General features: G+C 64.4%; 11 protein-coding genes. 3 read left to right on the top strand and 8 right to left on the bottom strand.

Features of this window, described 5'->3' with window-relative positions; genetic code table 11:
* The first annotated feature begins 51 nt into the window (after positions 1 to 51).
* The 3 genes from HAP41_RS50335 to HAP41_RS12745 all read left to right on the top strand — a co-directional run bounded on the left by HAP41_RS50335 (position 52) and on the right by HAP41_RS12745 (position 2,409).
* Positions 52 to 324 carry a hypothetical protein gene (locus HAP41_RS50335; RefSeq protein WP_063979744.1) on the top strand — a complete coding sequence of 91 codons (273 nt, stop codon included), beginning with the start codon at positions 52 to 54 and terminating at the stop codon, positions 322 to 324.
* Positions 325 to 435: 111 nt separating this feature from the next.
* Positions 436 to 741, top strand: a complete 306-nt coding sequence (locus tag HAP41_RS12750; protein ID WP_014493104.1) for a hypothetical protein — start codon at positions 436 to 438, stop codon at positions 739 to 741.
* A gap of 231 nt (positions 742 to 972) precedes the next feature.
* Complete coding sequence (locus tag HAP41_RS12745; RefSeq protein ID WP_166105276.1) at positions 973 to 2,409, top strand: IS701 family transposase; 1,437 nt, start codon at positions 973 to 975, stop codon at positions 2,407 to 2,409.
* A gap of 182 nt (positions 2,410 to 2,591) precedes the next feature.
* Here HAP41_RS12745 and HAP41_RS12740 read toward each other — a convergent pair whose 3' ends face one another.
* The 8 genes from HAP41_RS12740 to HAP41_RS12705 form a co-directional block, all read right to left on the bottom strand.
* Positions 2,592 to 2,750, bottom strand: coding sequence for a hypothetical protein (locus HAP41_RS12740; protein ID WP_166101534.1), 159 nt, complete (start codon positions 2,748 to 2,750; stop codon positions 2,592 to 2,594).
* Between the two features lie 116 nt (positions 2,751 to 2,866).
* On the bottom strand, positions 2,867 to 3,382 hold the full coding sequence (locus HAP41_RS12735) for a septal ring lytic transglycosylase RlpA family protein (RefSeq protein ID WP_085401556.1): 516 nt from the start codon (positions 3,380 to 3,382) through the stop codon (positions 2,867 to 2,869).
* Between the two features lie 152 nt (positions 3,383 to 3,534).
* Positions 3,535 to 3,702: a hypothetical protein gene (locus tag HAP41_RS12730; protein WP_166101541.1), complete on the bottom strand. Its 168-nt coding sequence runs from the start codon at positions 3,700 to 3,702 to the stop codon at positions 3,535 to 3,537.
* Between the two features lie 30 nt (positions 3,703 to 3,732).
* Positions 3,733 to 4,983, bottom strand: a complete 1,251-nt coding sequence (locus tag HAP41_RS12725; protein ID WP_166101546.1) for a DUF1501 domain-containing protein — start codon at positions 4,981 to 4,983, stop codon at positions 3,733 to 3,735.
* 2 nt (positions 4,984 to 4,985) lie between these two features.
* A complete protein-coding gene (locus HAP41_RS12720) occupies positions 4,986 to 6,473 on the bottom strand; it encodes a DUF1800 domain-containing protein (RefSeq protein WP_166101549.1) in 1,488 nt (495 codons plus the stop codon).
* A 185-nt stretch (positions 6,474 to 6,658) separates the two neighbouring features.
* Positions 6,659 to 8,671: a serine hydrolase domain-containing protein gene (locus tag HAP41_RS12715; protein WP_224580872.1), complete on the bottom strand. Its 2,013-nt coding sequence runs from the start codon at positions 8,669 to 8,671 to the stop codon at positions 6,659 to 6,661.
* 62 nt (positions 8,672 to 8,733) lie between these two features.
* Positions 8,734 to 11,253: a M56 family metallopeptidase gene (locus HAP41_RS12710; protein WP_166101553.1), complete on the bottom strand. Its 2,520-nt coding sequence runs from the start codon at positions 11,251 to 11,253 to the stop codon at positions 8,734 to 8,736.
* Positions 11,250 to 11,642, bottom strand: a complete 393-nt coding sequence (locus HAP41_RS12705; protein WP_014493096.1) for a BlaI/MecI/CopY family transcriptional regulator — start codon at positions 11,640 to 11,642, stop codon at positions 11,250 to 11,252. The genes HAP41_RS12710 and HAP41_RS12705 overlap by 4 nt, the downstream gene beginning before the upstream one ends.
* Positions 11,643 to 11,961: the final 319 nt, after the last annotated feature.

Raw genomic sequence — 11,961 nt, 5'->3', positions numbered from 1 at the left:
CCCCGGCACGCAGATCCGCGTGTTGGGGCAATTTTTGTTGCGTGAGGGACGATGGGAGACGTGGTTGCGGATTCAAAGGTCGATTTCGGAGCGCCTGCAACCCTGCATAAATGGCCGTCGCTTGCGAACCAGCGCCGACCGGACAGGGATTCTTATCAGGTGAGCGAAGGTACGCTCGACCAGTGCATATCGGCCTTCATGGAGAAGCCGGCCACGACCAGGCATCTCTATGAGATTCACACGATTGCGCAGCCGCCGCTGGTCACCGATATCCTCTCGCCCGAGCATGTCATCGAGCTATCGCGGTTGAGAGAATTTCTCTGATTGCGTGCAGACGCGGAAGCTGCACGCGCGCGACAAGCTTTTCATGAGGCAGGAACCTTCTACCGGATTTTCCCGTTAACCGGGATCGGAAGTCGAGACGAGAGCCCCAAGATGCTTGAAGCCGGCGTACCATCCGCGGTCGTGCCCTATGGCGCAGACCAGACCCTGTTCGTGGTGATTGATCGCCGCGACAAGGCGACTGAAATCCGCATCGAACGAAGCGATCTTGAAGCCACGATTGGCGAGCTTGTCGCCGGCTGCTTCAACGATCCGATCAAGGTGATCTCGTTCAACACGCTCGAGCATTGGATGAAGGACATCTCGACCGAAATCGCCGGCGAGATCAAGGCGCGCTGCGACATCGATGGCGTCCGGCTTCCCGACTATCTCAGCGACTTCGTCGAGAGCCATAGCTGACCTGACCGCGCGTCGTTCTCATTGATACGCTTCAAATCGCAGGCAACAAAAAAGCGCCGCTTCCGCGGCGCTTTTCGTGTGGCAGCATTATTGTTTGAGCGTGATCTTATCGGAAAATCACTCCACGCTTTTCCGGATCATGCACTAGTACGACTGAGTCACAAAACCGCAGGCTTTATCCGGCCGGAATCAGCGATGGTTGAAGCATGGACCATCAGCCGAGGAGGCTACATGAGCGGGCGTGGCACCAAGACCAGTGAGATGCGATTTGCGACGTATTTGGAAGGGCTTGCCAGCGTCATCGGTCATGCTGATCGGAAGGCACCGCTGCGCGACTATTGCGTCGGCCTCATGGCCTGTGGCGGTCGTAAGAGCGTGGAGCCAATGGCGGCGATGACGGCTCCGGAACGGACGGCCGCCCAACATCAATCGCTGCTGCATTTCGTCGGCAGCGGCGCCTGGTCGGATGAGAAGGTGCTGGGCAAGGTACGAGAGATGGTCCTGCCGGCGATCGAACGCCAGGGCCCGATCGAAGCTTGGATCATCGATGACACCGGATTTCCCAAGCAGGGGCGACATTCGGTTGGAGTTGCACGGCAATATTGCGGGCAGCTCGGCAAGCAGGATAATTGCCAGGTGGCGGTGTCATTATCGATTGCCAATCACCACGCCAGCCTGCCTGTTGCCTACCGCCTTTATCTTCCGAAGGAATGGACTGAGGATTGCGATCGGCGGCGCAAGGTGGGCATTCCTGCCGAAGTCGGCTTCCGGACCAAGCCGGAGATCGCGCTGGAGCAGTTGCGGTGGGCCTGTGCGACCGGCCTTCCGCGTGGTGTCGTGCTGATGGACGCGGGCTATGGCAACAACAGCGATCTGCGCACGGAGATCACGGCGCTGGGATTGACCTATGTGGCGGGTCTTCTGTCGAGCACAACGGTATGGGCGCCCGGCACCGGTCCCTTGCCGCCGAAGCCATGGTCGGGCCGCGGCCGTCCCCCGAAACTGATGCGCCGCAACCGTCAGCGTCGGCCGGCCGCCGTTAAAGCGCTCGCGATCGGCCTGCCGGCCAAAGCTTGGCGCACCATCACGTGGCGGCAAGGAACGAACGAAAAGCTGAGCTCGCGCTTTGCCCGCGTGCGGGTCCGTGCCGCGCACCGTGATTATTGGCAAACCACCCAGCGGTTGGAGGAATGGTTGCTGATCGAATGGCCGAAAGGCGAGGACCAGCCTACCAAATACTGGCTCTCGACATTGCCGGAGGATGTGGCATTCCGGACTCTCGTAGAGACGGCTAAATTGCGCTGGCGCATCGAACGCGACTATCAGGAACTCAAGCAGGAGGTCGGGCTTGGCCACTTCGAGGGACGCGGCTGGCGCGGCTTTCATCATCACGCAACGATGTGCATTGCAGCCTTCGGATTCCTGATCTCCGAGCGGGAGGCGTTTCCCCCCTCAGGCGCTCGGCGCGCCCGGCCGATCCCGCTCGCTCGCGTTTCCGCGGATTACAGACCCCGCGGTTCTGCCGCTACGGACCCAACGTCACATTCCAAATTCGATCACGACGATGCGACGGCGACTCGAACAAGGGCTGGTCCGAACGTTGTCGAGATGTCCTTGTTGTGCAATCAAGTTCGCCCATTTCACAGACCACCGTTTGTGACGCAGTAAGACTAGTGGTGCCAGAACAATGCCAGCAGCAGAACGATCGGCAGCGGCACGCCAAGCAGCCAAAGCAAAGCACCTCGTCCAAAACCCATGACTTTACTCCTCCACATTCATCATTGACATGACGCCAGAGACGAGCAGAAGTTCCGCGCCTCGCAGCGAGGGCGAATGCGTTCAGTGCATGGTTATGAGGCGCGCCGGTACCTGCCGGCGATGACCTCGATTTCGCGGCGGCGTTCGCCGGCGAAGGTCAGGAGCTTTTCGATGGTTAGCGTATCCGTGATCCGTTTGGCGAGCCGCTCGGCGCGCGCGGCCTGATCTTCGAGATACTGGATCGTGTTCAAACGCCGCCTCCCCCGAGGACTCCAAATTTGGAGCCCCGACTTGTTTGGGCACCCATGGTGCGCCGGGGCGACTAACACTCGGTTAAGCGGGGCGGCTCAAGTCAATCAATCGTGCTCTATCGCACCACGTCGAGCCGGACATTGGTGATGCCCTTGTCGACCATGCCGAGCGCCTCGGCCGCGGACGGCGAGATGTCGACCACGCGCCCGCGAACATAGGGCCCGCGATCGTTGACCCTGACGGTCACGAAGCGGCCTGAGGAGACATCGGTGACGCGCAGCTTGGTGCCGAACGGCAGGCTGGGATGCGCCGCGGTCAATTCGTTCTTGTCGAACCTCTCGCCGCTCGCGGTCTCCGTGTCCGAATAGAAGCTGGCAACGCCGTGCGAAGCGGTTTGCTTTGCGTCACGGTCGGGGACGCGTACCCGGCTGATCGGACGCGGATGCAAGGCCGCTACCCTATGGGGCCGCTGGACCGCAGCCTGCCGATTGGTGCCAAGATCGGCCTTCTGGCGGCCGACCGGCGATTGTGCGCAGGCGGCGAGCGATGCGGCACCGACGATGGCGAGCAGCAACCGGCATGAGCTTGCGAGGGAAATTCGGGCACTTTCGGCACGTGCAATGCGAGACATGGTACGCCCTCCGAACTGCCCGGAGTTTCGGCGGGCAATGAGGGCAGAACCTTGGCTGAAGGAAAGCAGGCTTAGGGCCACGACCGTTTCGCGCCGGCTGTGGCGATTCCACCACAGTGGCGTGTCCTAAGTCGAGCCAGACTCGCGAAAAACTAACCCGATACAACACGCCAGACGATCGGGCGCGTCTCCAGCTGCGCGTCGCTCGCCTCGGTGTCACCCTTCAGGAGCCGCATCAGCTCGCGCCGATAGAGCCGCCGCCAGCCGGTTTTCAGACTGGCGAGAAAGTCGAGTTCCCGTTGCGTCAGTGTGCACATCATGGACCCGATCCGGTTGCGCAGGCCGCGCCGTCAGCCGACGAGGCCGCCCATCGGCTTGACGTCAGCACTGCCGGGGAAGACCGCATCCGCCAGCACCTTCTCCTCGACACGCAGATGATCCCTGAGCAGGCCCTTCAGCACGGCACGGAGATCGGTGGTCGGCTTGAGGTCGCGATCCTCGAGCAGTTGCGCGGACTTCAGTCCCGGCCAGTCCGCGATCACGCGGCCGCCGGTGAGCGCGCCGCCAATGAGGAAGGCGACCGTGCCCGTGCCGTGATCCGTGCCCTGCGTGCCATTGATGCGCGCGGTGCGCCCGAACTCGGTGACGACGGCGACGACCGTCTCGCCCCACACCTCGCCCATGTTGCTCTCGATCGCGGCAAACGCACTGTCGAGCGCGCCGAGCAGATTGTAGAGCTGGCCTGACGCTGCGCCTTCCGCGATATGCGTATCCCAGCCGACGAAGCCCATCGCGCCGACGCGCGGGCCGTCGGGCTTGGCGAGATAGCGCGCGGCGGTGCCGGCGGCTTCGGCGAAATAGGCGCGCACGCGCGCGATGCCAGGCGGCATCAATGTCGGATCGTCCGACATCGGATCGCCCGTGCCGGGCGCGCCGCCAAGCGAGGCGAGCTTCATGCGCGCCTGAAGCACGGTCGCGAGCTTCGGATCGGTGTGCTGGTAGAGATCGAGCAGGCGGTTCTGCGTGTCCTCGCTCGCCGGCAATAGTTTCTGCGGCACCCATGTCATAACGGGCGCCGAGCCGCGCACCACCAGCGGCGTCACCGAGCCGATGCCGAGCGCGCGGCTGCCGCGCGGATCGACGCGCCCACCCGATTCCATCGCGAGCAGCGCGCGGTTGAGCCATCCCGATGCGGTGGCACCGGGCTTGGTGAACCCGCTCTCCAGCACGTCCTGGCCGTCGAAATGCGAGCGCTCGCGATAGGGCGTCGCGGTGGCGTGGACGATCGCCGCCTTGCCCCCCTTGTAGAGCCGGTGCAGGTTCGGCATCGCCGGGTTGAGCGCGAAGAAAGAATCGAGCGGCAATGCCGGCGGCTTGCCGTCCAGCACCAGCGCGCGATCGCCGCGCAAGCCGACCCAGTCGGGATCGCCGACCGGCGCGACCGCACCGAGACCATCGAGCGCGCCACGCAGGACGACGACGAGAAGGCGCGGATCGCGCCCTTCGGCGCGTGCGATCCGCGGCATCTGGCTCCACGCGAACAGCGCACCGGAGCCGACCAGAAGCTCGCGCCGCGTGGGCAAATGATTGACGAAGCCCATGCTCACCTCCTCTGAAAATCTGCCGACATGAACAGCAGCGCCAGCGCCTGCTGGCGGCTCTCGGCGCGGCCGACCGCCTGCTTCACTTCGGGCGCGATCTGCGATGCGAAGACGTCCTCGATGATCCCCTGCGGATCAGCAGTGGCCGCCACGCGCTCGGCAAAATTGTTGGCGATGTCGAGCCGCCGGCCAATGCCGTCGATCCAGCTTGCCTCGTCATCCGGATAGCCCTTGGGCGCCGACGGCCGCCACAGCCCTTCGCCGAGCAGCTCCTGGCCCGCCGTGAAACGCGTGGGGTCGACGACCGTAATCCCCGTCGCGCGCACCATGCCAACGCCCCATTCGCTCGGACGCTTCAGTTTTGACGGCGGCCCGCGCCACGCCTCGTCCGACGAGACCATCGTAATCGCGACCTGCTTGAGATCGCCCTCGGTGTCGCGGAACGTCTTCGCCATTTGTTCGACGAGTGGCGGAGGCGGCTCATCGGCCACGAAATGCCGTGCGAGCTTGGTTGCGACATGGGTCGCGGTCGCCGGATGCGCAGCGAGGTCGCGCAGCACGGCGCGGCCCTGCTCGGCGTCTTCCTGCTCGTAACGCTTGCCGAGCACCGTCTGCCCGCCGGGCTCGTGGAGCCGCGGGTTGAAGGTGAATTCGCCGCCGTGCTCCGGATTGTCTCCAGGAGGAACAAGCGTCCATCCCGTCAACACATTGGCGAAGCTGATCACGTCGTCCTGGGTGTAGCCGGTCCGCACACCCAGCGTGTGCAATTCCATGATCTCACGCGCAATGTTTTCGTTGAGGCCGCGGCTGCGGTTGATGCCGGCGATCGAGTTCGCGCCCATCGAGCCCAGATTGTCGAGATAGAACAGCATCGCCGAGTGGCCTTCGACCGCCAGCAGAAGATCGACGAAGTGGCCGAGCGCATTTGCGCGAATGGCCTCGCGCTCGTAAGCACCCGACATGCTCTGGATCTTGTAGGCCGAGATGCAGAAATGATTGGACCAGAACCACACCAGCCGCTCGGCGAAGCCGATGTCGGCGGCGAGCGCGGCTTCGATGCGCAGCTTGGCTTCCTGCAAGTAGATCGGACGGCCGGGATCGGGAACGGCGTCGGCCGCCTGCTTGGCCGCCATCTCGGCAGCATCCTTCTCCTGGCCCTGTGCTGGCGCTTGCCCCTCGGTCTGCGCCTGAGCCTGAGCCTGAGCCTGGTCACCCGGAGCAGTTGGCACCGCAGCCACCTGCTGCTTCTTGGCCTGTTGCTGCGCCTGCTTGGCGCGCGCGGCTCGCCGTGCATTGGCATCGGCCACTGTGCGATAGGCCTTCGCACTGGTGGGAAGGCTGGCGGCGGCGCTCAATGCGAGCGGCCGATCGAGCTCTGCGATCAACGCGCCGCGCGGGTCGGTCCCGACAGCCGCAAGTGATCCCGGTCGCGGCCCCATGCCGAACCGATGAAGCGCCAGCACCGCTTCAGCCTTTGCAGAATTGCTCATGGCGAACGCCCAATTCTCCGAGCCACCCGACGGCAGCGCGATGTTGCCGCGTGCGGACTACGAACCGTAATGCTACATACCGTAACACTAGAGATCGGCTTGCGCAAGCCGGGATTGAAAACGCCGCTGCACTATCTCGGTAGAACAAGCGCGCATCCGCTGCCCGGCGGACGCGCGTGAGAGGCCTAGAAATCCGGCCCGAGCGCGATCTTCGCCGCGTGCTGCTCCCAAGGCCCAGGATTCAAGATGAGCCCAGAGACTTTGCCCGCGGCGTCCCTGACGAAAGCGATCCAGGTACGATCTTCGTCGGCTGCGGTGAATTCGTTGCTTGATGTCGCCACGAACGGGGTCGCCTTGCCCTTCTCGAATTCGAGAATCGGCCAAGCCCCAGTCGCCTCCGCGACGAGTTTGCCTTGCTCGACGCGAAGTTGAAGCCGGACCGAATTGACACGGCGGTCGGCTCTCACGACACTGAGGTCGTTCACGCCGTCTTGCCCCTTGTGGACGAGCTTCATCTTGATCGTCGAGTTGGCTGGCCCTCGCAGCTTGGCCAGGACATCGGCGAGCGCGAGGCCTCTCAGCGGCGCGCCGTCAATTTCAGTGATGAGGTCGCCCGCCGTCACACCGGCTTTGGTTGCGGGGCCGCCGCCAGGGTTCGGCTTGTTGATCCTCAGCCCCTCCTGCTCCATGGCGACGAAATTCCCGATTCCAAGCCATCCGGTCTTGCCATCGGCCAGGCCCTGCCTGTCACGCGAGCTCACCGTGGCGCCGAAGTCATAGCTCCCGGCATAATCGGCGAGCGCTTCCGGGCTCAGGGTCGCCGGCGCAACCGGCGGGACGGCGGACGACTCGGGAATCGTCAATGCGCCATAGACGAGGTGATTGATCCCCGAATACAGCACCGCCTGGCGCCCTTTGCTGCCGGGCGTCGCCTGGATCATCTGTACGCCGATCAATTGCTCGGCCGGATCGATCCAGAAATACGTGCTCCAATGTCCAGCCCAGGAAAAGCTTCCGACCGCTCCCGGTATCCAGCTTTGGACCGGATCGGTGCGGATGGCGAAGCCAAGCCCGAAGGTTGTTCCCGCGCGGGCGCCAACCTCGTCACCTCCGAAGATGGTGACACCCGATGGCAGTGCGTTCGTCGTCATCTGCTTCACCGCATGCTGGCTGAGCACGCGCACGCCATCGAGCTCGCCGCCATTGAGCAGCATCTGGCAAAAGCGGAGATAGTCGGGCGCGGTCGATACGAGTCCGCCGTCGCCGGAAAACAACTTTGGCGGCGTCGTGACATCCCAGATCGGCGGCCGTTCCGGCATGGGAGAATCGACCAGCCGATCGAGCTTCTCCTTCGGCACAAAGAAGCCGGTGTCGACCATATGCAGCGGACCAAAGATGCGGCTCTCCAGGAACTGATCGAAGGGCTGACCGGACGCCACTTCAACGACCCGGCTCAGCACTTCGGCGCTCCAGCCATATTCATGGACCTCGCCGGGCTCGTGCGCGAGCGGCAGGCGGGCCAGGCTCGACACGAATTCCGCCAACGTCGTGTCGCGTCTCCGCACGGCCCTCAAGCCGTAGAGCCCATGGATCGTCCGGATCCCGAAGTCGGCGCTTGCGTCGGCAAGGCCCCGTTCCGGGTAGGCAAAATCGAGCTCCGGATAGATCAGGCCAGACGTATGGCGCAACAGATCGCGAACCGTCATCGCACGTTTTGCCGGTTTTGGCAGACCGAGCCCGTACTCCATTTCGCCTGTCGCCGGGTCCGCCTTCTGGAAAGCGACCCGCATGTTCGCAAGCTCCGGCAGATATTGCGAGACGGGCGCGTCGAGGTCGAGCTTGCCCTCGTCCACCAGAATCATGGCGGCGACGCTGGCCACCGGCTTGGACATCGAGGCGATCCAGAAGATGGAATTCGTCCTCATCGGGACGGTCTTGGCGCGGTCCTGAAATCCGATGGCCTGCAAATAGGCGAGCTTGCCGCCCTTCGCGATTGCGACGACCGCGCCGGGCAAAAGGCCATCCGACGGCGAGAAAGAATCGAAGCGCGCCTGATACCACGGCGCGATCCGCGCCAGACGCGAGGCCGAGAATCCCAGGCTTTTCGCATCGCCCGGCGTCGCGAGGTCATCGGCGAACGCGGTCCCCAACAGGCACAGCCCAACTGGAATCGCCCACATCGATGCGACGAGTCTCATTCCGCAGTCTCCGCAGAAGCACAACAAGTCTGAGCAGGCACTCCTGCGGCAGATGTGAACCGCTAGAAATTGGGTCCGAGCGCGATCTTCGTGATCGTGCCGTTCCTGACGCCGATGCGCCATTCCGCCGAGCCGTTGGCGAACTGGGCGACATAGATGTCGCTGTCGAGCGCGGTGACGCCACGGAACGAAACCGCGCGCAATGCGCCGAGCCGCGCCAGGATCGCCTGGTCGAACGGAAGCTGCTGACGCGTGATGTCCGCCACCTCCGACGTCATGCGCTCGTAGTCCGGCTGCCCCTTGCCGACGCCTTCGATATAGCGGCGCAGCATCTCCTCGCCATTGGCGATCGGAACGGCGCGGCGCGCCGCGCGCCCCGGCCGCGCGCCGATGTTCGACGCTTCGACATTGTGGAAGCGGGTCTGCCGCCCCGGCAGCAGGACCTCGAGGCACCGCCCAGACTTGTCGGCAATCACCCAGGGATTGTTCACGGTGGTCGTGGACGCCCAGGACACGTTGGGCCTGACGGTGCTCTGCATCCTGCGATTGCCATCGGCGTCGAGATTGAAGACCTGGATGTCGTCGCCCATCTCGTTATAGACCATGATCCTGATCGGCGAAGTGCCGGCGTGGCCGCGCACGCGCGCTTCCTCCGAGCAAGGCACGATACCGCCGAGCTCGTCATTGCCGTCGGGCCGGAAGATGACGTCGCCGGCCTTGCCGTCGGGCTCGATCATCAGGCGGAATTCTGCCGTGCCGTTCTCGAACTTCGCGCCATAGATGTCATAGCCGCCAGGGCCGACGCCGCGGAAGAAGATCGATTCCACCACGCCGAGCGCCTGGAACGCCTCGCGCATTTCATTGAGCTGCCGGTGGACCTTGGCCGCGAGCGGCGCGCTCATGCGATCGTAGTTCGGCGTTCCGGCGCGCAGGTCTTCGATCCCGCGCAAGATCATCTCCTTGCCGCCCGCGACCGGGACTTGCTCCCTGAACCTGTCAGGAACTTCCGCAAGGCGGCGCGTGAAGTCCGCCTCGACCGCCTGCGCCACCGCCGCATCGACGCGAGGCGCGAGGCGAGCGCCGAACATCGCGCTCTGCACCAGCACGCGTGCAACCTTCGACTGCTCGTCGCGCAGGAAGATCAAGAGATGGTCGCCGCGGAAGGAGAAGGCGTCAGCGCCCTCGGCGAGGACCTGCGTTGCGCCCTGTCCCGTCTCACGCAACCAGAGACGATCGCCGTCACGCCGCAGCGTGAGCACGCGGTTCGGCGCGATCCTGTACCAGCCGACATATTGATCGAGCGACGCGGGATCGACGGCCGCCGTCGGCATCTCGGCGACGCGAACGGCGCGGATATCGCGGCCGTTCATGCGCAGCGTCAGCTCAGAGGAGCGGCGCTCCGCATCGAGCGGGAACGTGATCTCGCCGGACGAGGCCGCGTAGGCCGCGGTGCCGTCACTGCCAACCGTCAGGCGCAGCCTGCGCTGTCCGGTGAGCTGGCCGTAAAGGTCGTCGCCCTCGCGGAAGATGGCGAACACCGAGGCAGGACCCATGGCGTAGAAATTGACGAAGGGGCGGTAATGCTGGGCCGGCACCTCGCCGGTATCCGCAGCGACGGGCACGGGATCCGGGGGGCGATAGGCGATCATGCCGGCGGACACGATCACAGCCGGAATGATCGCGGCCGCGATCCACAGCCGCTTGCGCCAGCCGACCGCGACGGGCATGGCGGCGGCCGCGATGATGCGCTCGACGCGTGCGCGCACGGTCGATACCCGCGCCATCGCGAGCTCCACCGGCCGCGGATTTACGCTGGTTGCGACATCGAGCAGGATTTCGGCATAGGACCACCGGTCGTCGATGACTTCGATCGCCTCGGCGTCGCTGATGATCTCGGCGAGCTCGGCAAGGCGCGCGAGCTGCCACCACGAGAACGGACTGAACCAGAACACTGCACGGTTGAGCGAGGCGAGCAGCAGGACATAGAAATCGCGATTGGCGACGTGCGCGCCCTCATGCGCAAGCACCGCGAGGCGCTTCTTCGCATCCCAGCCGGAGAACTGCGGCGGCACCAGAATGGTCGAGCCGAACGTGACGGGACCGCCGACCTCGCGGCTGACGCGCACGTCGGCGTCGATCAGCTGCGGGCCGCTCATCGGCCTTGCCGCGCGTGCCAGACGCCAGGTCAGGCAGAGACCGATGGCCAGCCGCAGCAGCAACGCGCCGGCGACGCCGGCATAGACGATGGTGGCGACCAGCCACCAATTGATCGATACAACAGCTTTTGCCGGCGCCACGACAGCCGCGCCCGGCGGAATCGGCAGCGCGGGTTGCGGGGCCCCCAGCATCGAGATGTCGGCCGGCAGGAAATCATCCGGCACGGATACCGGCAAAGGCATCCGGGTGATCGTCAGCGTCGGCCAATGCATGACGAAGGGCATCGCCAGCGATGCCAGCAGCACGACGACCCACGCCGTCATGTGGACGTGCGGATTGCGCACGCGAAACAGGTTGAGACCGAACCAGACGACGCCTCCCAGCACGAAGGAGCGTAGCGCCGCCTCAGCCAGAGTTGCGATCATTCTTTCTTCACTCCCCTCGCCTTCTTCGCCTTGGCCACCTGGTCGGCCAGTGTACGCAGCTGCTGCTGGTCGAGCATCGCATTGTCCACCATGCCGACGAGCACTTCCTCCATCGAGCCGTTGCAGAACCAGTCGACGATACGCTGCACCGCCTTGGCCGCGACCCGCGCGCGCTCTTCCGCAGCGTGGTAGACATAGGTGCGTCCGTCCACGGTGTGCCGAGCATAGCCCTTTTCTTCCAGCCGGCGCAGCACCGTGCGGACCGTGGATTCCTTCAGACGCCGCGACAGCCGCTCGCGCACGACCTCGGCCGTAACGGGACCATGGGCCCAAACCAATTGCATGACCTCGTGCTCGAGGTCGCCCAGTTCGGGCAAACGATCGTCCATGGCATTTGACCTTGCGGATTGAGTTTTCTTGTAACGCTACAGATCGTCGCATATGCGGCCGCGCTACGCAACGGCGATTCCACCTAAACTGGTGTCGTGGGCCGGCCTGACGAGACGGATAAACTTTCGATTTTGGCCAGCAGCGTGCCTTGCCCCTCACCCGGATCGCTCACGCGATCCGACCTCTCCCCGCTGAAGAGCGGGGAGAGGTTAAGAAGCGTCACCGCGAACGATCTGGCTGCTATCGATGTAAGGGACGCGCCACCGTCGCGCTCCCTCGCCCCGTTCTTACGGGGAGAGGGTTGGGGTGAGGGGCTGC

The sequence above is a fragment of the Bradyrhizobium barranii subsp. apii genome (assembly GCF_011516635.5).
In the GTDB taxonomy this organism is placed as follows: domain Bacteria; phylum Pseudomonadota; class Alphaproteobacteria; order Rhizobiales; family Xanthobacteraceae; genus Bradyrhizobium; species Bradyrhizobium barranii.
The sequence above is the reverse complement of the archived record's forward strand: the minus strand, read 5'-3'. Positions and strand labels throughout refer to the sequence as shown.